The following is a 23,229-nucleotide window of genomic DNA, read 5'->3' on the forward strand; positions in this document are numbered from 1 at the left end:
AGATCGGCGGCGAAGGAACTCGGCGTTGTGCCCCGAAATGGGGGTCACGCGCAGCGCGCCGGTCCGCCCCGCTTGCTCCCCTGATGAGACCGTGCACGACCGACTGCGGTGAGTGCTAGAGACCGCGGATCAGCGCTTGAATTCCGGCGTATTTCGGCCGGAGCTCGCCCTCGGCCCGGTAGCGCCGGAGGGTGTCGAATCTGGTCGGAGGAGCGGAATCGATGATGTGTGCGACGCGCGGGGACGACAGCATCGAATCGATTCCTGACTTCCAGATGGTCCACGTCGCCCGAGTGACGCGGCCCTGCTCGTACATGTCCGCTTCGTCCTCGCAGAGTTGGACGTAGGCGAACAGTGCTTCTTGTTCGCTTCGTCTTCGATGCCATGGGCCGCGTGTTCCGAGTTGAGCTTCAACACTCAGCCGGTCCATGATCGCCCAGTAGCGCTGGGAGTAGAGATGCTCGAATTGTCGGTGGCCTTGTCGTGTCATGAGCCACAGCTGGAAGACCGCGAAGATGCCACCAACGATGACGACGATGCCGCCGATCGCTGTGACCCAGTTGATGAAGTCTCTGATGTCCATTGTCTGCTACGCCGCAAAGCCTTCGAATCGCTCCGAGAGACGTTCCCGCGATGGCCAGTCGACCTTCCGCTTAGGCAACGCAAGCGTCCGTCCGTGCATATCCTGCAACCCGTGGCGCAGCATCGGTCCATCTATCTCGTCGAGGAGGTCGCGGTCGATGCGCACTTCGTAGTCCGGTGTGATTCCCAGGAGGTTCCGGTCGTACGAGGCATGGTGGATCTTGCAGAGAGCAAGTCCGTTGGTGATCCGGGCCAGTCCCGAGAGGTCGCCATCGGCGACGATGTGGGCGGCATCGAGCAGCTCTGCGTGCTTCAGCGAACAGACCGCGCAGGTCGCGTCATATGCGCGCAGCACTCGCGCACGGAACATCGGCTGATGCAGCCGCTGCCGCACGACCCGTTCCGCGTAACGGCGTTCGTCGGGAGTGGGCGCGAGCGGGTCTCCGAAGAATCGAAGCGTTTCGTCGAGTGCAATGTGAACCTGCCGCGCGTCCGGGTCGTCGTGCACGATGTACACGGGGTAGTAGGCCACGTAATAGCCGTCCCGTACGCCGTGGAAGTAGACGAGCGGTTCGCCTTCCGCGTAGGCGTTGCGGAGCTTGACATTGTCGCCGCCGTCTTTCGACTGGTACGAGTATCGGACCAGGCCATCGGGGCGGATTTCGTCGTCGTATCCGTGGTTCTTGGCGCTGGTCATGATCGACAGCGTCGAGGCGAAATCGGCAGGGTTCCGGATGCCGCGTGCCTGATCGAGCAGCGGGATCCGCTCGCCTCGGAAGCGATAGTTGATGAGCTCGGCCCGGCTGAACTCGTAGGTGCCCGCGAACATGAGTTCGTCGAGCCACCGGAACACATCCTGGCGAATCGCCTGCTGCTCCTCGCGTGATCTCACACTCATCCCCTCCGCTCGGTCTGGTCCGGATAGGTGCGGACGGCGGCCTCGATGGTGGCCGCAACTCGCGCAGCGACTTCATGTTCCCAGAAACGCAGCACGGTCCACCCAGCGGCTGCAAGACGAGCATCGGTGTCGCGGTCGCGTGAGATATTGGCTTCGAGCTTCGGCGCCCAATAGTCCGCGTTCTGTTTAGGGTGGGTCGCGTGCTCGGGGCAGCCGTGCCAGAAGCATCCGTCGATGAATACGGCGACCTTCGCGCGCGTGAAGACGATGTCCGCTCGACGCCGTCGCAGCGTCGCGAGTGGCGCATAGTCGACTCTGTATCGCAGTCCGCGAGCGTGCAGCAGCCTGCGAACCGCGAGTTCGGTCGTCGTGTCGCGCCGCTTGTTCGAGAGCATCGATTTCCGTGTGCCCTCCGACGTCGCCCAGGAGTCAGCCATTCGCGTTACCTGGGGCCAGCTCGTAGAGATGCCCCTCGTTCAGCAGTGCGGAGAACCGCTGACGCATCCCCGAGGCGAATTCGGAGTCGCGGATGATCACACCGGCCTCGAGGTTGCGTTCGTGCGCCGCCTCGCTGAGATTCGCACTCGTGATGAAGGCTGCTCGCGAGTCGACGATCACCACCTTCGAATGCTGAATACCGCCATCCGGGCCGGGCTTGAATCCCAAGAATCTTGCGCCGTACAGCTGCTCTTGCATCCACCCGGCTGTCTTGCCGCCGTTCAGCTTCGGGTCGACCAGCACGGTCGTCTTCACCCCGCGGGCGATGGCCTTCCACAATGACTTCAGGTACGCCGACGTGGGGCTGGCCGAGTAGGTCGAAGCGAACACGTCCTCCGTCGCCTCGTCGACGAGATGGGCGAGCGCGGCCGTCGTGTGGTCGCCGTCTCCAGGGAACGTCGGCCCGCTCCACACAGCGCGCAAGTCGGTCCCGTTCGCCGCCGCTGCCGCGGCGAAACCGCGGAGCACGGCGGCGAGCTGATCAGCGCCGAGAACTTCGAAGCCCTCGCCCAGCAGCTTCTGCGCGGCCGGATTGGTGAGCTTCGATGCGGCCTTCGAAAGGCTCCCGTCGATCTCGAGGCTCGACGCCAGCTTCAGCGCCTGCGATGGCGACACCACGCGTGCCAGCTCCTCGAGCGCCCCGCTCATCTCAGCTCACTACTCCTGCCTTGACGCCCACAAGCAACGGTGCGAGTCCATGCGACCCCTCGTGCAGGTCGAGCACGAAGCGACGATCGAGGAACCTGTTCGCTCGTTCGCACGACGTCTCCGAGAGGAAGGCGCAGAAATGGCACGCGGCGCCGTGGAGGAAGTCCTCCTGATCCTTCGGCACGCGGTGCGCGCAGATCGGGTCCGACGAGCAGCGCTCCGCACGATGCAGTGCCTCGAGCATGACCTCTTCGAGCCGTTCGGTTCGCGCGAGGTCGACGAGCCCGCCGAGCGTCCCTTCGCTGTCTGGTGACGTGGTCGTGATCAGGATGCCTGCCGCCGGCGCGCGGTCGTCCTCTTCCCGCCACGCGTAGATTCGCTCCGAGAGCGAAGCCGAACCGTACCCGCTCGACATCGCCATCTCTCGGATGAGCAGGTGCGAGAGTGTGTGCAGCGCCCAGTAGCGGGGCGGCGGCATCCGCTCGTCGGCGTCGAGCTCGGCGGCGGTGCGACTCTGCCGCCGGGCGAGGTTGCGTTCATGCGCCGCGACGTGATCCTCCCATACTCGGCTCTCGAGCACCGACGCCTCCCAAGCGGCGATCACCGGCTCGGAGAATCGGATGAACATTCCTTCGCCGCGATCCTCCGTCGCCGGCACCCATTTCGGCCTCCCCGAGATCGCGATTGGCACCACGCGAGCTGCGTCGTCGCCGACGCGGTCGAGGGCGTCGATGCGCGTGAACCCGATGAAGGCGTTGGCCTTGCGAATACGGTCGACGGCGATGACCTCCTGCACGGCGGAGCCGAGCGACGAGGCCACAGCCACCGGGTGCACCTTGAACCCGTTGCGCCGGTCTTCTGCGAGGAACTCGTCGGGATGGGTGAGCGTCGCCCACTCGGGCACGAGCAGATGATTCGGGTCGTACCCGACCGGCCCTGCAGCAGCGGGCGCGAGCGGCGGAAGGTCGCCCTTCGCGACCTGGATCGCCTGCCAGAGGTCCTCATCGGAGATGCCGGCGAACTTCTCCACCATGTGCTCGGGCGCGAACTGGCGCCAGCCGACTACTGAGGCGAGCGAGGTCAGCTTCGCGACTTGCGCGGGTGGCAGTCCCAGCACCTCGTCGACGGTGTCGGCAGGCTTCGGCTCTTTGCGCGACGGCAGTACGAGCACACTGATCGTCGCAGGGAACCACTGGTTGGCTGCTCCCAGCAGCATCAGTCTGACCTCGCCGTCGCACGGCTTATCGGCCGGCGCGAACGTCGGCAGGTGCGGGTGGCGGCCGCGGCACTTCGGCAGGGATGCCTCGCCACCGGCTCTCGTGATCTCGGCGATGTTGCGCGACGAGTCGCATTGGACGCAGACGATGGAGACCTGCGGTCCCAAGTTCGAGCGCCACTCGCGCATTCTGAGCTGAGGATTGGCGACGCATTCCTTGCGGTTGCCGTCGGCGCCGTGCACCCAATCGTTGTAGGGGAACTCGTCGAGGTGCCCGTTCGTGCAGGCGATGAGATAGCGCGCCGGCACGGCGACGCGATCGCGCCCGTCGCCCTTGAATCGTCCCCTGCATTTGCGGTGCACGAACCGCGCCATGTCCGGCCGATGCTTGCGGGTGTTCTCGAACTCGAAGACGTTCGCCGACACGGGCGCGAGCAGGTCGCATCCGGTGCATCGGAGCCACTGCGGGAACACTCGCGTCGGAATACCGATCGGCGTCGTGTCGCCGCCGAGTTCATCGGGCAGCCACGGTGGCTGCCTTAGCTCCCCGATTTGGGTCCCGAGCTGGCGCCGCACTGCCTCGATGAGCCGCGGCACGAGAACGAGCGTCGGGTCGCCGCCCATGCGGGCATACGCGGTATCCCACGAATCGATACCCTGCGGCATCACCGAGAGGTGCGGCAAGTCGACCGACGATCCGATGCCCGACGTGTAGAGCATGGCGTTCGGGCGGATGGAACCGACGCGGGCGCGATTCTTCCCCTTCTGCGGCCCGTCGGCGAACGGGTCGGCGACATCGCCGGGGATGCCGACGCTCTCAGCGGCCGCATCGTCGTTCTGAGCGGTAACCATGGTTTCGATTTCGTCGCTCATTTCGCATCCTTCTTCGTGGTGAACGTCCACTTCGGTGCGTTGCCGCCGAGGGTTTCGGCGAGCTTGCCCGGGAAGGGCGAGACCAGTAGATCGATCTCGGGCTGCACCTCGCGCATCGAGTTCGCGACCTGGAAGAGGCGATCACCCTCTTCTCCGATCGAATCCTCGGGACTCACGAGCAGCGGAACGACGTGCTGCTTCGGCAGGGTCTTCCGCGCGTACGTGAGCGCTCCGCTCTGCGCATCGGACCGCTCGGTCCATTCGTCGAGGCGCAGCACGAGCTTGCTCATGGCGAGGTCGGCGGCGTGATCATCGCCCGCTTGTGCGACTCGGGCGACGATCTTCCCCACCAGTTCATCGACCGCCGACCGCCGCTGAACGATGCGGCCGGCTCCTGTTGTCGCGTCGGGCGAGAGCGAGGCGATCGTCGTCGCGGCATCCATCACCCGTGCGGCCGACACGATGAGTCCGGTGAGTCCGCGCTCGAGGGAGGCCTCCGAGAACGGAGTCACCGACAGTGCCTCCACGTTCGCGTAGAAGGTGTTGTGGTAGTGCTCGAACTGCTCGTAGTGCGCCATGTCGCGCGGGCGCGATCGGTTCGCGAGCGTCACGACGAGCCCGGGCTTGGATGCCTCGCGGCCGACGCGCGACGACGCCTGGATGTATTCGGCGGTGTTCTTCGGCTGTCCGACGATGAGCATAAGCCCGAGGCGCGGTACGTCGACGCCCACCTGGAGCATCGAAGTCGCGAGCACGACGTCGAATGGAAGGTCGCGGTCCGGCAGCTTTTGGCCGGCCTTGAGCTTCGCAGCGATCTCGGCACGGCCGAGCGTCGAATCGAGCGAGGGATCGAACGGTGACGCGAGATGCGTGAGCGTGCGCCCGATCTCCGACGACGAGATGCGCGAGGTGAGTTCGCCGATCTTCAGCGGAGTTCGACGCCGCAGGTACCCGCTGTTCTTGTCGGGGTTGCTCACGCGCGTCGTAACATCGTCCTCGAGATACCGTCGCATGCCGGCGAGCTCGCGCGTCGCTGAGAAGTAATCCACGAGCGTGAGGTACGGCTCGGCTGCGGCGCCGTGCGCGTCGAGCAGCTTCTGCCCGGCGAGCAGCAGGATCTCGCTGAGACGGATCTCGGCGAGGGTGAGCCGCGCACCGTGCAGGCAGACGCCGAGGTACAGCCGACCCGGCTCGTCCTCGAGCGGCACCTCCTTCGAGAAGAAGGTGTCGCTGACCGCGAGCACCTGCGGCGGGAAGACCTCGACGTCGCGGGCGTAGAGCTTCTGCACCTGATCGCCGGCCTTGCGCACGGTGGCGGTCGAAGCGATGACGAGCGGTTTCACGGGCTTCGTGGATGCCTCATCGCCGAGCTCCCAGCTCGAGAGCACGTCGATCGCGCCCTCGAAGAGCCCGACCGCTGTGCCGAGTGCGCCGGTGATGAGGTGGAGCTCGTCTTGGATGATCAGGTCCGGTGGTCGGAGCCGGCCGACGGTCGTCACCTGTGTGGGCGGGTACGTTCGCCCGTTCTTCTTCGACGCGTTGTGATGCTCGGCGCCGCAGACGCTCGCGTCGGTGTCGGCGTGCTTGTACCCGTGCCGTGGGCACTTCTTCGCGACGTACCCGAACAGGCTCGCGGCCTCGCCCTCGCGAGCGAGTCGCGCGAACTTGTCGACGGTGGCGAGCAGGAACGTCGGCGGATGCCGGTAGATCTCGTCATCGACTGTGAGCACGGGCAAGCCCTCGACCGCCGAGCCACCGGCGGCGAACGGACAACCTGAACGTTTGTCGCCGCAGTACACGCGGATGCGCTTCTCGACGTCGTCCGCTTCGACGTTGCTCTTGCCGTTGATCGCGGTACCGCACCACGGGCAGTGATCGAACTGCAGCACCGACAGGCCGTACGCCGAGTTGCCCTCGCTCTCGCGGACATCCTTCACCTGCTCGGCTGCCTCGGAGAAACGTTTCGGGCTGACGCTCGACCCGACCCAGAGCCCGATACGGAACGGCACCGAACCCCAGGTCGCCGGGTCTTCGCGACGCACGAGTTCAGCTGCGCAGAGCAGCGTGGTCGCACGGATGAACTGCTGCGAGGTGAGCAGTCGAAGCGTGTAGCGCATGAGTACGGCGACGCCATCGCCTCCGTCGAGCATCCCCTCCGGGGTCTGCACCGAGCCCTGCAGCCGGCGGATGCCGAACGTGAACGCCGCCAGCCCGAGGTAGGCCTCGGTCTTGCCACCACCGGTCGGGAAGAACAGCAGTTCGGCGCGCGGGAAGTCGGAGGACCGCCGCTTGTGCGTCGGGTCGACGACCGACGGGAGTTGCATGAGGATGAACGCGAGCTGGAACGCGCGCCATGACGCGGCTTTGTCGCCCTTTGCGTTGATCTTGTCGACGGCTTCGGCGATCTTCAGCGTGGGCTGCTCGATGCGAAGCGCGGCGACCTGCGACCGCAGTCGCTGGTCGCGCATCGTGCGGTTCATGAACCAGAAGGCCTTGCGCGCCTCCTCGCTCTCCGTGAGCAGGTTGAGCCCCTCGCCGAGGCGCTTCAATGCGGCTCGTCCGTCCGCGACGCCGATCTCGCCCTCGGTGCGCAGGTGTGCAGGAAGGTGCGCGTTCTTCACCTCCTCCTTGTCGAGCCAAGCGGAATACGCATCGACGATCGGCTGCAAGCCGGCGACGAGCTCCCCTGCGGAGGCCTCCATGAGCGCACGCATGCTCAGCACCGCGCCCTCGACCTCGGGAGCGCGAGTCTGCGGCACCTCAGCGGTCGGAAGCCAGGTGGTGCGCACGGCAATCGCGCGCCGCGCATCGTCGAGGGCGACGTCCCAGGTCGCCGACGCGGTGCGGCCGACGGCGAATTCGAGCCGGTCGCGGTAGAGCAGGTCGAGTCGTCTTACCTCGGGGTCGCGAGACTTGCGGTCGTGCTCGATCGCGTCGCGAGTCGGCAGGAATACCGCTGATGAGCCGTCGAGCGAGGTGACCTCGAGCTCGGCCTGGAACAGCCAGAGCTTCGGTGGCAGCTCGCGCCCGGTAACTGCCGTGTTCAGAAGTGCCGCCTCGACGACGCGGCTGCCTTCGTGGTCGAATACCTCGACTGAGATTGCGACGTCGTCGCCGAGATCCCGCCGCGTGGATTCATCGCTCGGAACGGCTGCGAGATCGATCTCGACAGGTACGTCGAACGGTGTGCGGTCGTAGTAGGTCTGGATCTTGCCGGTGTCGGGGTCGGTTTCACGGCGCGAGGCGTATCGGCCCCAACGTGCAGTGAACCGCAGCGAGGTCGTGTCGGCTGCGACCTGGAAGCGCAGACCCATCGAAGACGGCGCGATGATCTTGGACTCCGGCCCGCGGTCCTCGTCGGGTTCGCTGGGGGAGGCTTCGCCGACCGATTCGTCTTCGTCGACCGGCACGCCCTGCACCTCATGGGCGTCGGAGAGATCTGAGACCGCGAGGGTTTCGTCGTTACGGACGTCGTCGAGCGAGGTCGGCTTCGGCATCGAGCTGGCCGCGCTCGACGCGGCGCCCTCAAGGAGCGAGATCGGCGCGAGCGCTCCGGAGAGGTAGCGGGCACGTGGCGTGCCGACGATCTCCTCGTTCGGGCCGTCCCACGGGCCGACCAGGTCACGACCGAGCAGATCGAGCAGCTCGCCGCGCACCTGTGCCGACGTGATCGTGGATGCCTCGGCCATCAGAACATCGCTCCTTCGGGCTTCTCGGATTCCTCGAGGCTCTTGCCGCGCTTCGCCTTCTTCGGGTTCTGCGGCGCCTCGATCGCCGCGCGCCGGTGGTTCTCCTCGAGCAGCCGATCGAGGATCTCGACGCGGGCCGCCGGGCTCACCGTCCACCGCTCCATCTGCCGGTAGGTGTGGAAACCGTGGTCGAGCGGGATGTCGGTCCAGCCGTAGGCCTCCATCACCGCTTCGTCGATCTGCATGTGGATCGACCGGATGAGGTCGACATCGGCATCCCCTTGGACATCGGGGGAGTTCACGAGGTTGTACAGCGCTGTAAGCCCGAGCTGACGGCGCAACATGATCTCGCGTCGATCGCCGTCGAGCTGCTCGCCGAGCCCCCGCATGCGTTCACTATTCGTTGGGCGCGGCAACGTTCCGAAGACTGATTGCGGGGAGTAACGAACTCGACTCTCAAGCGTCGAGCTGTACGTGAAGGACCAAAGCAAATGTGCAGCGGACGATAGGAACGCGAGATCAGCTCCATCGTTCAGTGCCAAAACGACGACCTGTTCGCTGAAGACCTGCGTCGATACGCAGAGCGAAGGGAGGACGACCTTGCTTACGCGCGGAATGGCGATGACCTGGGCCGTATCGGCGATTGCACGGTAGAGGCCGGGACGTCTCTCCGCATACTGCCACCAACGATCCGGGAGAGGGGTGCGAAGGACGAAAGTACCGTCTGGTCGCGTTCGCCGTCGTTCGGGCAGAACGAGCTCTTCGACTCTGCCGAACGCAGCAGGAAACATGCGGGCGCGAGACTCGCTACTGTCGAAGAAGTCGATAATCATTCGGCTGGCGTCGTTTGAAGGTCTTGAGACGAGGTCTTCACCACTTAGGTATGGGCGGATGACCCTTTCGGAGCCCGGGTCCTCTTGGATGAGTGCCTGTGCCTCATCACTGGTCATTGCGAATCCGGTGCCAAGAGGACTTGATCCCTGGAACGCGACGCCTGCATTCTCCCGAAGCTCAAAGGGTATGCCGTTACCGCGACCCTGCGGTTCAAGCATCGAGGATACTTTCGAGACAGGTACTCCATCTGCGATGACGCGAACCTCGGCGGAGAGATCCGAGTTCGTCGCCCAGATGGCCGCAAACTCCAAGTTGGCGTTTCGAGAAGGCCATTTCGCGCTCCTCACAGCCCGGAATACGGTGACCGAAACACCTACTAGCTGGTCGAGACCAACTTCGCGGGTCACGCCCTGAGCCACGGTGTTAGTTGCGATGAGGCCGAATGTTGCCTCCGACGCGCGCATGAGAGCGTGGCTGCGCAACACGAAGTATGCGACAAGGTCCGCGGTACCCGGCTGCCCGTCTGCAACCACCTCGACCAGCAATGATCGTGCGCTTGCACCAATGGCCCCCACAAGCTTCTGGCTGCCAAGGAACGGCGGATTCCCGATGATCGCATCGAATCCGCCGTGGTCGTGAACCACATCGGGTGCTTCGAGGATCCAGTGCAGCGGCTTCCAGCGCGCTTCGCCGGTGTCGACGGTCGGCGTGAGTCCGGCATCGATGATCGCGTCGAGCCGCCGCCGCTCACCTGCCGAGCCATCGACCGGGTACGCATCGCGGAGCGCCTCCGCGAGCTCGTCGTAACGCTCCTCGAGCTTGCGACCGGGCTTCCCGCCCTCGAGCAGGCCCGCGGCGATGATGCCGTCGGCGACATCGCGGAGCTTCGCTGTGACGTGCTTCGATTGCTCGAGCAGGGCGCGTTTCGCGCGGGTCGAGCGCATGCGGTCGGCGTCGTCGACCTGCCCGGAGGCGAGTTCGCGGCGGAGCCGCGCGGCATCCTCGAGGTCCTTGTCGACGTCGAACGCGGCGAGCTGGCGCTTCACCGAATCCTTCGGGTAGATGTGCTGTGCCTTCAGCTGCGCTTCGGTCGTCACGCCGAGCAGCGAGTTGCCGTGGAACACGCGGTCGTCGACGAACGAGAACGGCTTGCCCGGGTCCATCGAGATGAGCCAGAGCGAGAGTTTGCACATCTCGACCGCCATGCCGTTGATATCGGCGCCGTAGAGGCAGCGGGCGACGATCTCGCGAACTGCGAACCGTTTCGGGTCGTCGCCGCCGATCGGCACGCCTTCGAGTTCGCGTGCCTCGATGAGCCGATCGGCGAGGTACCGCGCGGCCGCGACGAGGAATGCACCGGATCCGGCGGCGATATCGGCGACCTTGAGATCGAGGATCTCGGCCGACGAGCGCAGCTTCCAATGCGTCGAATCTTCGACATCGAGCGGACCCGGCGAATAGACGAGCGGCTCGAGGGCGTGCAGCACGACTTCTTCCGCAAGGGAACGGGGCGTGTAGTGCGTGCCGGTGTTCGCGCGCTGCGACGACTCGGTCATGACGAGGCCGCCAGCGGGCACCACGTAGGGGAAACCGCGCAGGTCGTCGCGGATGAGCGCGTGGAACGGCTCGAGTCGCGCGGCGAGTTCGTCGTCGCCGAGCAGGGCGTGCCGCAGCCGCGTGCGGGCGTCGGCCGCGGCATCCGCATCGACCGTGCCGTAGGCTTTCGCGATCTGACCCGCGGTGCGGGACTTCGCGTGCTCCTGCGTCTTCTTGAGATGCGCGACGAGCTTTTCACCGAAGTCCTTCGGCGACGAGGCATCCGTTGCGAGTTGTTCGAGTTCGCGGAGCGGGATCTCGGGCTCGAAGCCCGCCTTGCCGTGCAGACCGACGATCACCTCGGCCACGTACTCGGCCGAGTACCCGAGCAGGCCCTCGTAGACGTACCCGATCTGCTCGACGTCGAGGTCGCGGAACGAGAGCTGCATGGCCCCGTCTTCGATGGTCTGCACGGCGCGGAGTACTGCGAGCATCGCTCGGTCGGTGAGGCGCACCTGCAGGCGGCCCTGCGCATCCGTCGCCTGCAGCCACGGGAAGCGACCTGGGTCGAAGAGCGAGCCGCCGTAGGCGGGCATCCGCGCGTCGGGGTACGAGACGCCGTTGAACACCGCATTGCTCGCGGCGAGCAGGCGGTGCCACGCCTCCCACGAGTGGTCGAGGGCCTCATCCGACGTCGCCGTCGCCGCGCGCTGGAGCTGCTCGCGAAGGCCCGCGATCGCATACGACGACCGGTAGAGGTCGTGCTCGGGCAGGAGCCCTCGCTCCTCGGCGAAGAGCAGGAAGACGATGCGCATGAGCATCGTGACGGCGCCCTCGTAGACCAGTTTCGGGTCTTCCGGTAGCGGCGATGAGTCGCCGTGGGCGATCGCGCGCAGGTGCGTGTCGGACATCGACTGCAGCACGAGCTCGACCGCGCGGCGAACCTGGTCGCCGAGCGCCTCGGTGATCTGCTCGGCGCTGGCAACGCTCTCGGCGAAGAGGAGCGGGAGACGCTTCTCGGGCTGGCCGCCGGCGATCGACGCGAAGCTCGCGAGGGAGAGGAACGCGTCGCGGCTCGGGCGTTCCTCCCGCCAGAGGAGGGCGTCCCAGACGCCGCTCGCAGTAGTGACATCCTTCGCCGCCGAGACGAGCGCCCACCAGCGACCATCGGTGACGATGCCGATCGTCGTGCCGGTCTCGCGGAGAAGAACCGCCATGCGGTCGATCGCGTTCGCCGACCACCCGTCGGCACCGACCGAGCGGAGGTTCTCGGTCCGGTCGACGACCGTGACGAGGGCTGCGGGGGCGTCGCCGTCGCCGCCGTCGAGGGCCGCGAACGGAGTCACCATCACGGCCCCGTTCGGCGACTTCGCTTCGATGCCCGTCGGCGAGAGCTGGAGGTCATCCGACCAGTCGAGCAGGGTGCGCAGCACCGCCTCGACCCAGCGATCGCGGCTCTCCGCGTACTCTTCGGCGCTCGACGACCACGCCGTCGACCAGCGCGCGAACTCGTCGACGAAGGTCGCATTCACGTCGTCGACCGAGGCATCCGCCTTCGGCAACCCCTGCGGGTAGAACGACTTCAACGCCGTCCGCGAAAGGAAGGGACCGTCGGCATCGATGATCGACAGCCATTCCCATTCAGGGGTGCGGCTCTTGCGGAACGGTCTAGCGGCCACCGGAGGTCTCCAGTTTCTCGACGTCTTCGGGGGTGAGGGCGAACACGAGCGCCGCGACGAAGGTGTGGGCCTGCACGTCGCGGTAACGGCGCTCGACCGATTCGCGCTCGACGCGCTGCTCCTCGTCGAGCAACGAGAGGCGTGTGCGCACGCGGGCGAGGTCCTGCTCGCGTTGCTGTCTCTCCTCCGCCAGCTGGAACAGCATCTCCTCGCCGGCACGACGGGCTTCGTCAGCCGTTGCGAGGGTACCTTCGAGCGTGCTCCGGAAGCGATCGAAGATCTGATCGACCGCGGCGAGGTCGGACTCGCGGCGACCCTGCAGACTCGCCTCGACCTCGAGGCGTCGCCGTTCCGCACGCCGTGCGATGGCGTCGGCAACGCGGGCTCGCATGCCATCGGAGTGCGACGCATCCGAGTTCCAATGCGAGACGATTCGAGCGAGTGCACCGGGCCCAGGCATCGAGATTCGGGAGCCGTCGAGCGTGGTCACAAGGAGGTCTTCGGCCTTCTCGATGCCGAGTTCCCGTCGCTGATTGAAACGAGTACCCGCGAGGAAGACCTCCTCGTGCAGCCGCACACCGCCTTCGCCGACGAGAACGAGCCGTGCGACGCCGGCAGCGAACGACTGGTCGAGGCCGTCGACGACGACGGCGCTGACGCCGCGTACCTGGTCGGTGCGCGTCCACACCTGGCCGCGGAGTTCACGAGCAGCGCGCTGGATGAGCGGGTGGCCGAGGTGCGCGTAGACGACGTCGGTCTGGTGCTTCGCGCGCTCCTCGTCGAAGGTGATCGGGCGGAGGACGCCCGGGGCGAGGCGGGTATCGAGGCCGGCGAGGGCGGGAACCCACGTCTTCGAAAGACCCGAGGGAACCTCGAAGAGTCGAGTTTCGTACTTGTCGAACAGCTCGATCAAGGCCGGTTGGCCGGAGACGCGCAGGCCCTCCTCGAACACTCGCAGCAGGTTGTCCTCGTGCAGGTGCATGCGGTCGCGCGAACCCTCCAGCCGCTCGGCCAAGCGCGTCAGATCGGCGCGTTGCTTCTGCTCGGCGTTCAGCACGCGGTTGATAACCTGCTCTCCAGCATCCGTCTTCACCTTGCGCGCCGGACCCTCGCCGAAACCGAGTTCGCGCTGCAGGTCGGGCGCGATGATCTCGTTCGCGTGCACACCGTCGTGGTCTGCGTTGGCGATCTTGCTCGCCAACCGGGCGAGCAACTCGGTGTCTTTCGCATACGGGCGGTCGTTCGACTTCGCGGCGCGCGGGTGCCACACGAGCGGTGTTTCGGTCTGGCCGAACCGGTCGATGCGGCCGATGCGTTGCTCCAGCCGGTTCGGGTTGAACGGGATATCGAAGCTCACGAGCCGGTGGCAGTGATTCTGCAGGTCGATGCCCTCGCCCGCGGCATCCGTCGCGAGCAGAATGCGTATCGGCTCGTTCCTCGGTGACGCCGTGAAGCGGGCACGGATCTCCTCGCGGGTCTCGGCATCCGTCGAGCCGTCGATAATGGCGAGCCGATCGCCTCCGAGGCCCCGCGACTCGAGCACATCCCGCAGCCACTCGAGCGTCGACACGTACTCGGTGAAGATCACGATGCGCTCATCGCCCCAGCCGAATCCGGGCACGATCAGCTCGCCGTCGATGAGCGCGAGCAGCGCCTCGAGCTTGGTGTCGGGACGCCCCTCGTATCGGTTGCCCCAGGCGATCAGTTGCTCGAGATCGGTCTTGTCCTGCTCCGTGAGCGCGACTTGTGCCCGTTTCGCGGTGCGCAGGGCCTCGAGCTCGGGCTGCTCGAGGCGGCCCTCCTCCTCATCGGCCGCCTCGTCGCCGAGGATGTCGTCGTAATCCGGAAGCTGCAGGTCATCGTCGCCTCTCGCAGCCAGGTACGCCTCGGCGGTGCTCGCGAAGGCGACCGGCGATGAGAAGAAGCGCTTCTTGAGGATCAGGGTCGCAAGGTCGGAGGCGCGCTTGCCGCGCTCCTGCTTCACCGCCTGATTCCGGCGTCTGGTGAACGCGATCAGCGTGTCGTAGGCGTCGGCCTCGTCATCGGTGGGATCGAACACGAGTTGCTTCACCTCGCGGAGCATGAAGCCTTCGTCGGGCAGATCGCGCTTGAGGCGGCGTACAGCCACCTGCTTCAATGCTTCCTCATCGAGGTCGGCGCCACGGGCGAACCGCTGCGGGTCGATCATCTCGAGCAGCGCCGTGAACGACTCGGTGTAGCCGTTGTGCGGAGTCGCGCTGAGGAAGAGGCGATGCTCGCAGAGCTCGGCGAGTCGGCGAACGGCGATCGTGCGCTGGCTGTCGACGGCATAGCGGGCCTTGTCGCCGTTCGTTCCGCGGCTCGGCGTCGCCGGTGCGACGTGGTGGGCCTCGTCGACGACCAGGATGTCGAACGCACGGCGGTCGGCCGTCTTGTTGTCCTTCACGCTCGCGTAGACCTCTTCGAGCATGCGTTCGGCGCGGGGCGACGGCAGCCACGACATCGACACGATGACTCGCGGGTAGACCTTGAAGGGGTTCGCGTGCACGCCGAACGTGCGGCGGAAGCTCTTCATCGTGTCTGAGTTGACGATCTCGAAGTGCAGGCCGAACTTGTCGCGCAGTTCCTCCTGCCATTTGATGACGAGACCCGCCGGGCAGACGACGATCACCGAGCGGGCGCGATGGCGGAGCAGGAGCTCCTGGATCACCAGGCCCGCCTCGATCGTCTTGCCGAGGCCGACGTCGTCGGCGAGCAGCATGTTCGCGCGCGGGGCGTCGATTGCGCGCCGGAGGGGCTCGAGCTGGTACGCCTCGACCGATGCGCTGGAACGGAAAGGAGCCTGGAGCGTTCTCGGGTCGGCGCTCGTCAGCGCACCCCAGCGGAGCGCATCGACGTACGCGGCGAACGTCTTCGGGTCGTCGAACCGATCGGGACGGATGGTCTCGGGGAGGCCCTGCTCGCGCACGACGCTGCGGCCGGGCTCGAGCTCCCAGATCACCGTGAGCTCGTGGCCGTAGTGCTCCTCTTCGACGGACTGCAGCGTGATCGCGTGCTGCAGCTCTGCTCGGCCGTCGTCGGCGCTGCTGCGGGGGAGCGACTGCGCCGAGACATCGGTGACCGACCAGCGCGCACCGCGCACGTTGACGAGGTTGCCGATTTCCGGCACCTCGAGCGAAGTGATTCGCGTCTCTTCATCGATGACGGTCAAACCGATCGTCCTTCCTCCGGATGCCAGCAGAGCCTTTCAGTATGCCGGGATCGGCGTCGGCTTCAAGCCGGCAGCGCGTTCGGCGATTCGCCCGTCTGCCCAGTGATCGCGCGGAACTTCAGGATCTCCTCGAAGATCGCTGACCCCAGTTGTGGGGGTACCGCGTTGCCGATCATGGTCGCGAGAGCCGACCGGGTCGGGCATGCCGAGAAGTCGAAGTAGTCGGGAAAGCCTTGAATGCGTGCGGCCTCGTGCGCGGTCAGGGCGCGGGGGAGGTCGGGATGCATGTAGCGGCCCTGTCCGATACTGCCGAAGCCGCTGGTGATCGTCTGCGCGGGCTCTGTCCATTTAAGGCGGCCGTACATCGATTTGTACGAATGGGAGTCCTGGTGACAGGTGGGCCGAAGGCGATTCGGGAGGTCGTATTCGTCGTTGTCGAGCAGCCACTGCATGCGCGTCAGGTTGTCGGCCTTGGCCTGAGGAGCACGGTCGATCAGGGAGTCGGATTCGACTCCCACAAGATCGCCGATCGCCCACTCGAGATCGTGTTCGATCGGGTTGGCGGAGATGTTCGCGAAGAGATCTTCTGGCGGGATTTCTCCCCGCTTGGTCGCGAGCAGGATATGGCGCCTGCGCGTCTGAGCGACGCCCAGTGAGTCGACCCCGACGACCTGGTGCTCGACCTGGTACTCGAGGCTCTTCAGGTGCCGCTCCGCGCGGGCCACTACGCCCTCGCCGTCATGCCGGTCGCGAAGCACAGCCGGGACGTTCTCGATGATGATGACGCTCGGGTCGAGGACCTCTGCGGCGCGCACCATTCGAAGGTAGAGCGCATTCTTCGCATCGACTCGTCGCGTGTGGTTGTTGAGGTTGCTGTGCCCTTGGCAGGGCGGACCGCCGACGAGCGCGGTGATGTCGCCGAGTTCGCCCTTCAGTCGACGTTCAGCAAGTGTGAGCGGCTCACCGAGCGTTCCATCGAAGTACGTTTCGATCGATTCGGCCTCCACGCGTTCCGCCTCGACGAAGTTCGCCGAGTACACCTCGGTCGCGAGCGACTCGAAATCGACGGCGAGTGCAACTTCGAGGGCTTGCTCATGAATCTGGAGAGCCTGGGCGATACCGAGCGTGAGTCCGCCGCAGCCCGCGAACAAATCGACCAGGCGGATCTTTTCCGAGCCGGCACTGAAATCCGGACGTTCGCGCGCTCGCAATGGATGCCGAGAGGCCACCGTCGTCATGTGAGTCAACACTACTGATCGGAGCCTGCGCGGAGAGAACGGGTCGCGTCGATACGATGACGACAACTCGCACTCGATACGGAAGCGGATTCACCATGCCCAACGTCGTCTGGACGAACCTCAAGGGGCCCGACCACGACAAGATGGTCAAGGCGAAGATCTACTCGTTCCTCGAGAAGCTGCGCGAGGACGATACGGCTCCCGGTCTGCATATCGAGAAGATGCAGAACCCGGCTGATCCGAGAGCTCGCACAGGCCGCGTCGATCGCGGGCTTCGCGCGGTGCTCTACCGGCTCGAAACGAGCGAGAAGGACCGCACCTACGTCTACGTCGGCACATTCGAGCACGACGAGGGCAGCGAGTACGCCCGAACGCGTGTGCTCAAGTACAACCCGATCAACGGGGTCGCCGAGCTCATCGCAGCGTCGATGCCCGACACGACGGCGGCCGCCCATGCGGCTGCAGGCAGGAGCGATGAGCGGGCTCTGCCGAAAGATTCGTCGTACCTCGAGACGCAGTTCAACTACACGCGGGCGAACCTCGTGGATGAACTCGGCTTCGACGAGGCATCCGCCCTGCTGCTGCTCGACGCCACGAGCGAAGACGAGGTGCTCGCGGTCGCAGATGGCTTCGAGAACGCGTGGCAGCAGACGGCCGCGCTCGGCCTCGCCGTCGGCGACTCGCTCGCGAAGATCCGGCTGGATCTCGGCCTCGCCGAAGAGCCGGCCACGGTCGACATACCGGAGACCGAAGATGAACGGATTCTGCGGGCGCTCGAGCACCCGGCATCCAAGATGCAGTTCACGTTCGTGGAGAACGACGACGAACTTCGCCGCATCATCGACGGAGGCGACTTCGGCGCGTGGCGCGTCTTCCTGCACCCGGAACAGCAGCGTTACGCGAGCGGCAGCTGGAACGGTCCGTTCCGCCTCACTGGTGGTGCCGGCACCGGAAAGACTGTGGTGCTTCTGCACCGCGCCCGCCACCTCGCCGAGGCGAACCCGGCCGCCAAGATCGTGCTCACGACCTTCACTCGCGCGCTCGCTGAGAACCTCAAGCGCGACCTCGATCGCCTCGACGAATCTCTGCCAGCTGCGGGAGCTCTGGGGGACCACGGAATCCTGGTGCGCGGGGTCGATCAGCTGGCGACAGCGGTCCGGCTCAAGGCCGGGAAAGGCTTCGCGGCTGCGGCTGCCGCCGTGTTCGGCGAGGCTCCTGCAGCCATTACGCATGTGATCTCGAACAACGACGGGTGGTCGGAGGCGATCTCGACCGTCGACCCCGACCTGACCGATCAGTTGCGGCATGCCTCGTTCTTCGAAGGCGAGTACTTGCAGGTCGTGCTGCCGGCTCGGGTGACGACGGTTGAGGAGTACTTCGCCATCCGTCGCCCGGGCCGGGTCGTCGCCTTGGATAGGAAGAAGCGCACAGAGGTCTGGCGGGTGATCGAGCAGTACCGTTCGAACTCGCGTGCATCAGGAACGATCGGCTGGGCTGAACAATCGTCGATCGCCGCCGCCTGGCTCGACCTCCATGGAGACGCGGCCGGAGTGCTCGCAGATCACGTCCTCGTCGACGAGGGCCAGGATCTCAACCCGTCGCAATGGCAGTTCCTGCGGGCTCTCGCCAGGCCGGGCGCCGACGACCTCTTCGTCGCAGAGGACACGCATCAGCGAATCTACGGGCAGCACGTCGTGCTCGCCCGCTACGGAATCCGGATCGTCGGACGGTCGCGGCGGCTCACGCTCAACTACCGCACGACCGAGGAGAACCTGCGGTACGCACTCGGAGTGCTCGCGGGTGCGGAGTACCTCGACAGCTCGAACGAGGGGGAGGGTGTCAGCGGGTATCGATCGGCACGCCGTGGGCCGCTACCCATGTCGATCACCGCAGCGAACACGGACGAGATGGACGAGCGCATCGGAGATCTCGTACGCGAGTGGCTCGAGGAGGGCATCGAGCCGTCGACAGTGGCCATTCTCGCTCGGACCCGGCGTGACGCGACCGCGGCGCGCGATGCGCTCAACGCTCGGTCGGTTCACGTCGACGTGATCACAGCGCAGCAGTCCGGCGGAGACAAGCCCGTCGCTCTCACCATGCACACGGCGAAGGGCATGGAGTTCAGTCGCGTCGTGCTCTACGACATCTCCGACGGCGTCGTGCCGAACGTACACGCGATTCGCAGCGCCGCGCCGGAGGAGCGCGATGATGCGATGCTGCGCGAGCGTTCACTCCTGTATGTCGCCGCCAGCCGAGCGCGGGACGCACTCGTCGTGGCGTGGCAGGGTGCCCCGTCACCGCTCATCGGATCGTCGCCGCGGGCCGACGCGCCGTCGCATTCCCCGCTCAGCGGCTCAGGATCGCCTCGCGGGGTCGCGCGTCCCGCGACATGATGTTGACCAGACAACCGGCGGGCATTGAAGGGGGAGCCTGATGGCGAAGTATCACGTAACCCAGTCAGCAGTTACGCAGCTACTCGAGGACGTTCGACGCGAGCACATCGCGATCCCGGAGCTCCAGAGACCATTCGTCTGGGACAGCGTGAAAGTCCGCGACCTGATGGATTCGCTGTATAACGGCTACCCCGTGGGTTACTTGATCACGTGGCAATCGGTCGGCGCCCATCTCAAGGGCGGCCAAGTCGCAGCGCACCAGCAGATCCTGATTGACGGTCAGCAGCGCATCACCGCTCTCCGGGCCGCAGTCGCTGGACTGAAAGTCGTCAACAAGCGCTACAAGTCCGTCCGCATCACGATCGCGTTCAACCCCGTGACCGAAGAGTTCGCGACACTGACCCCCGTCATCGCGAAGAATCCCGAATGGATCTCCGACATCAGCGAACTCTTCACCGCTCCGTCGACCTACGGTTTCGTGAAGGCCTACTTCGAAGCGAACGAGCACGTCGATCATGCGGCGGTCGAGGCGAACATCGCGCGACTCGAAGGCATCAAGAACGCGCAGATCGGCATCATCGCTCTGAACGACGATCTCGATGTCGAGACTGTCTCCGAGATCTTCATCCGCATCAATTCGAAGGGTGTGCCTCTGAGCAGTGCCGACTTCGCGATGAGCAAGATCGCCACCTACGGAGAGCGAGGCCGCAACCTCCGCAAGCTGATCGACTACTTCTCCCATCTCGCGATCGCGCCCCATGCCTACGCCGACATTCATGAGAACGATTCGGAGTTCGTCGCTTCCGGTTACCTCAAAACGATCGCCTGGTTGAAGGACGATGCGGAGGATCTCTACGACCCCGCGTACAGCGACATCATTCGTGTCGCCGGACTGGTCGGATTCAGTCGTGGTAAGGCATCGTCGATCGTCTCCGAATTGTCAGGGCGAGACCCGGAAACTCGGAAGGTTGACGAAGCACGTATTCCGGTGGCGTACGACAAGCTCGAGTCGGCGCTGCTCGAGATCGTCAAGAAGTACCACTACGAGAACTTCATCATGCTGATCAAGTCAGCCGGCTTTATCGCATCCGCGATGATCGGCTCGAAGAATGCGCTGAACTTCGCTTTCGCGTTGTACCTCCGTCTTCGGCAGGACGACAGCGTCTCCGAAGGCGAGCGGAAGCGGATCGTCCGACGATGGTTCGTGATGTCCATGCTCACGGGCCGACACTCCGGCAGCTTCGAATCGACCTGGGAGCAGGATATTCGTCGGATCGGTGCGATGGGGGCGGGGAACTACCTCGCCCAAATCGAGGAGTCCGATCTATCCGACGGCTATTGGGGGGTTTCTCTCCCGAACGCCCTCGAGACGACCAGTACGACCAGCCCCTTCTTCCAAACCTTCCTCGCAGCGCAAGTGGCCTCGGGCGTTCGTGGTTTTCTCTCGAAAAGCATCACGGTGGCTGCGATGCACCAGCAGTCGGGCGACATCCATCACATCGTTCCGAAGGATTACCTGCAGAAGAACGGCTACCCCGACCGGGCAGACTATAATCAGGTCGCGAACTTCGCGCTGACCGAAACGTCGATCAACATCAGCATCAGCAACAAACCTCCGGTCCAGTACATGGCTGAGGTGCACCGGCAGATCGAGTCGGGCACGCTCACACTCGGCGAGATCACGGACGCGAATGACCTCGAGCGGAATTTCGTCGAGAACGCCATCCCGGGACGGCTCGCGGACCTGACGGCGGAGCACTACGCGGAATTCCTCGACGAACGGCGCCGACTCATGGCGGCGGTTATCCGCTCGTACTACGAGAGCCTTTGATGAGGCGGCTGGGCGGCGCCGACCCGTCAGCATGCCTGTCCATCCATGTGCGCGCCCATCTTGAACGCCTCTGTGGATCGTCGGCACGGCGGGTGCCCGATAGGTGCTTCGTGCTAGCGGACTAGCGCCACTCCCAGCGAAGCTGCCACGCCGGCCACGACCCCCCAGATCACGATCGACACGATCTGCCACGCGATCACCGCGTTGCGGTTCGCGCCGAACGAGACCATCGCCGCCGAGGTGAACTGGCTGGGCAGCACGAACGGGCCGAGCAGGCTGACGCCGGCGACGCCGTACTTGTCGAATGCGCGGCGCACCTTCTCGCGGCGGGCCGGTGCGAGGCCGTCGGTCGACGGCTCGGGCGAGCCCGCCGACAGTGTCGAGCCGCCGGCGGTAGCAGCCTTCCCCGCCACCACCTTCGAACGCACCCCGTGCGCGGCGAACACGAACCCGAGCATCGACAGCACGTTGCCGATCACGGCCACCCCGATCGCGACCGCCGGCGGCAGGCCGATGAGCACGCCGACGACCGAGCCGAAGTACGAGTCGATGAACGGAACGGCCGAGATGAGCATCACCCCGAACCACTGGAGGAAGTCGGGGAGCGAGGAGGCGAAGTCCTGGAGTGCGTCGAGCATGACGAGTCCTTTCAGAGGGTGAAGACGGAGATGCACGGCAGTTCCCTTCGGCGAACCAGGGGAACGGAACCGAGCTGATGCATCAAGCCTCCGAAAACCCATGCCTCCCCGGCAGTGCCGCCACGTCACCCCTTCCTGTGCGAATCCACACGCGCCCGGCGTGACAAATGTCACTGGCATAGGCTCGGCCACATGCCTGCCGAACCCGCCGCCCGCAGCGTGCACACGACCTGGTTGTACACACTCGCGTCGATCGTGTTCTTCTTCGGGTTCTTCGATTTGATCGTCGGGCTGAGCATGTTCGAGACGGTGATGGATGCCGCGGGTGGTGGTTTCGATACGGGTGCTGGCGCGCCCTACTCAACCAACGAAATGCTCGCCATCGCGGTGCTCGCGCTGCAGATCATCGCGACCGCGACGCAGCTGCGGTACTGCTGGTTCCTGCGGGTCGGGCGCGGCGGCGGACTGCCCCACCCCGGCTGGACGGTCGCGCTCGTCGCCCCCGCGGCACTCGTCTGGCTCCTCGGCCTCGCAACTCCCGGCGACGCACTCGTCGCCGCCGTGCCGCTGTGGGCCGCGGCATCCCTCATCGCCGCCCTGCTGCCGAAGCCGCAACGGCGACTCGCGCTGCTCGTCGGCGCGATCCTCACGGGAGCGCACGTCGCGATCTTCACCGCGCTGCACGGCACGCCGGCACAAGAAGGCCCGCAGAGCTCGAACACCTTCATGATCGGCCTCTTCGCGATCATGCTGCCGATCATGCTGCTCACGAGCCTCTGGTGGTGGGAGGTCGTCGTGCAGCTCGATCGCAACCGCCGCACCGCCGCCGAGCTCGCCGTCACGCAGGAGCGGCTGCGCTTCGCGTCCGACCTGCACGACATCCAGGGGCACCACCTGCAGGTCATCTCGCTGAAGTCCGAACTCGCCGAGCGGCTGCTCGAGATCGATCCGGCCGCCGCGCGCGAACTCGTGCACGAGACCCGCATGATCGCGAAGGAGGCCCTCGAAGAGACCCGCTCGCTCGTCGCCGGCTACCGGCAGGTCGCCTTCGACGACGAGTTCGAGAACGCCCGTGAGGTGCTCACCGCGTCGGGCGCCGCCTGCGAGCTGCGGCTCGGCGCCCTGCCCGAGGATGCCGCCGCGCAGAGCGCGCTCGCCTCGGTCGTGCGCGAGGCGACGACGAACATCCTGCGCCACAGCGAGGCGGCGAGGGTCACCATTACGCTCGCGACCGAGGGCGGCCGATGCGAACTGCGCATCGTGAACGACGGCATTCCGACGACGGATGCCTCGGCGCCGGCGACTCCCCGCGGCGCCGGGTCGCGCGCGCCCGGGTCGGGACTCGCGGGCCTGCGCGAGCGGCTCGCCGCCGTCGGCGGCAGCCTCGAACACCGCGAGGATGCCTCGGCCGGCACGTTCGAACTCACCGCGACCGTCCCCGTACGAGCTGGGGTCTCGGCATGAGCGCCCCCCTTTCCGAGCCCTG

Annotated in this window: 13 protein-coding genes; 3 read left to right on the forward strand and 10 right to left on the reverse strand. The window is 65.8% G+C overall.

What is annotated here, in order from left to right; all coding sequences use genetic code 11:
- Positions 1-115: 115 nt before the first annotated feature.
- From MUN74_RS12175 to MUN74_RS12215, 9 genes are all read right to left on the reverse strand, one after another.
- Positions 116-583 (reverse strand): hypothetical protein, encoded by a 468-nt coding sequence (locus tag MUN74_RS12175; protein WP_244852487.1) that lies wholly within the window; start codon positions 581-583, stop codon positions 116-118.
- Between the two features lie 6 nt (positions 584-589).
- Positions 590-1,474: an HNH endonuclease gene (locus MUN74_RS12180; RefSeq protein WP_244852489.1), complete on the reverse strand. Its 885-nt coding sequence runs from the start codon at positions 1,472-1,474 to the stop codon at positions 590-592.
- A gap of 2 nt (positions 1,475-1,476) precedes the next feature.
- Positions 1,477-1,917 (reverse strand): very short patch repair endonuclease, encoded by a 441-nt coding sequence (locus MUN74_RS12185; protein WP_244852491.1) that lies wholly within the window; start codon positions 1,915-1,917, stop codon positions 1,477-1,479.
- The gene (drmC, locus tag MUN74_RS12190) at positions 1,910-2,626 is read right to left on the reverse strand and encodes a DISARM system phospholipase D-like protein DrmC (RefSeq protein WP_244852493.1); all 717 of its coding nucleotides are present in this window, start codon (positions 2,624-2,626) and stop codon (positions 1,910-1,912) included. Before drmC ends, MUN74_RS12185 begins: the two co-directional genes overlap by 8 nt.
- 1 nt (position 2,627) lies before the next feature.
- Positions 2,628-4,715: a DUF1998 domain-containing protein gene (gene drmB / locus MUN74_RS12195; protein ID WP_244852495.1), complete on the reverse strand. Its 2,088-nt coding sequence runs from the start codon at positions 4,713-4,715 to the stop codon at positions 2,628-2,630.
- On the reverse strand, positions 4,712-8,404 hold the full coding sequence (gene drmA, locus MUN74_RS12200) for a DISARM system helicase DrmA (RefSeq protein ID WP_244852497.1): 3,693 nt from the start codon (positions 8,402-8,404) through the stop codon (positions 4,712-4,714). Before drmA ends, drmB begins: the two co-directional genes overlap by 4 nt.
- Entirely contained in the window at positions 8,404-12,453 is a 4,050-nt protein-coding gene (locus MUN74_RS12205; protein WP_244852499.1) for a DNA methyltransferase, read from the reverse strand. Before MUN74_RS12205 ends, drmA begins: the two co-directional genes overlap by 1 nt.
- Positions 12,443-15,643, reverse strand: a complete 3,201-nt coding sequence (gene drmD / locus MUN74_RS12210) for a DISARM system SNF2-like helicase DrmD (protein WP_244852501.1) — start codon at positions 15,641-15,643, stop codon at positions 12,443-12,445. The genes MUN74_RS12205 and drmD overlap by 11 nt, the downstream gene beginning before the upstream one ends.
- Before the next feature lie 62 nt (positions 15,644-15,705).
- Complete coding sequence (locus tag MUN74_RS12215) at positions 15,706-16,881, reverse strand: DNA cytosine methyltransferase (RefSeq protein WP_244852503.1); 1,176 nt, start codon at positions 16,879-16,881, stop codon at positions 15,706-15,708.
- Positions 16,882-16,976: 95 nt separating this feature from the next.
- Between MUN74_RS12215 and MUN74_RS12220 the strand changes: the two genes are divergently transcribed.
- Together MUN74_RS12220 and MUN74_RS12225 are read left to right on the forward strand one after the other, a co-directional pair.
- Positions 16,977-19,274, forward strand: coding sequence for a UvrD-helicase domain-containing protein (locus MUN74_RS12220; RefSeq protein ID WP_244852505.1), 2,298 nt, complete (start codon positions 16,977-16,979; stop codon positions 19,272-19,274).
- 40 nt (positions 19,275-19,314) lie between these two features.
- Positions 19,315-21,105 carry a GmrSD restriction endonuclease domain-containing protein gene (locus tag MUN74_RS12225; protein WP_244852507.1) on the forward strand — a complete coding sequence of 597 codons (1,791 nt, stop codon included), beginning with the start codon at positions 19,315-19,317 and terminating at the stop codon, positions 21,103-21,105.
- Between the two features lie 113 nt (positions 21,106-21,218).
- On the opposite strand, the gene MUN74_RS12230 is transcribed toward MUN74_RS12225, so the two are convergent.
- The gene (locus MUN74_RS12230; protein WP_244852509.1) at positions 21,219-21,743 is read right to left on the reverse strand and encodes a hypothetical protein; all 525 of its coding nucleotides are present in this window, start codon (positions 21,741-21,743) and stop codon (positions 21,219-21,221) included.
- A 192-nt stretch (positions 21,744-21,935) separates the two neighbouring features.
- Between MUN74_RS12230 and MUN74_RS12235 the strand changes: the two genes are divergently transcribed.
- Entirely contained in the window at positions 21,936-23,207 is a 1,272-nt protein-coding gene (locus tag MUN74_RS12235) for a sensor histidine kinase (protein WP_244852511.1), read from the forward strand.
- Positions 23,208-23,229: the final 22 nt, after the last annotated feature.

The sequence above is a fragment of the Agromyces sp. H17E-10 genome (genome assembly GCF_022919715.1).
Taxonomy (GTDB): domain Bacteria; phylum Actinomycetota; class Actinomycetes; order Actinomycetales; family Microbacteriaceae; genus Agromyces.

Coding starts and splice junctions, on each gene's coding strand:
- drmB (WP_244852495.1), bottom strand. CDS start 4,715: ATGAGCGACGAAATCGAAACCATGGTTACCGCTCAGAACGACGATGCG.
- MUN74_RS12215 (WP_244852503.1), bottom strand. CDS start 16,881: ATGACGACGGTGGCCTCTCGGCATCCATTGCGAGCGCGCGAACGTCCG.
- drmC (WP_244852493.1), bottom strand. CDS start 2,626: ATGAGCGGGGCGCTCGAGGAGCTGGCACGCGTGGTGTCGCCATCGCAG.
- MUN74_RS12230 (WP_244852509.1), bottom strand. CDS start 21,743: ATGCTCGACGCACTCCAGGACTTCGCCTCCTCGCTCCCCGACTTCCTC.
- MUN74_RS12220 (WP_244852505.1), top strand. CDS start 16,977: ATGCCCAACGTCGTCTGGACGAACCTCAAGGGGCCCGACCACGACAAG.
- MUN74_RS12175 (WP_244852487.1), bottom strand. CDS start 583: ATGGACATCAGAGACTTCATCAACTGGGTCACAGCGATCGGCGGCATC.
- drmA (WP_244852497.1), bottom strand. CDS start 8,404: ATGGCCGAGGCATCCACGATCACGTCGGCACAGGTGCGCGGCGAGCTG.
- MUN74_RS12235 (WP_244852511.1), top strand. CDS start 21,936: ATGCCTGCCGAACCCGCCGCCCGCAGCGTGCACACGACCTGGTTGTAC.
- MUN74_RS12185 (WP_244852491.1), bottom strand. CDS start 1,917: ATGGCTGACTCCTGGGCGACGTCGGAGGGCACACGGAAATCGATGCTC.
- MUN74_RS12225 (WP_244852507.1), top strand. CDS start 19,315: ATGGCGAAGTATCACGTAACCCAGTCAGCAGTTACGCAGCTACTCGAG.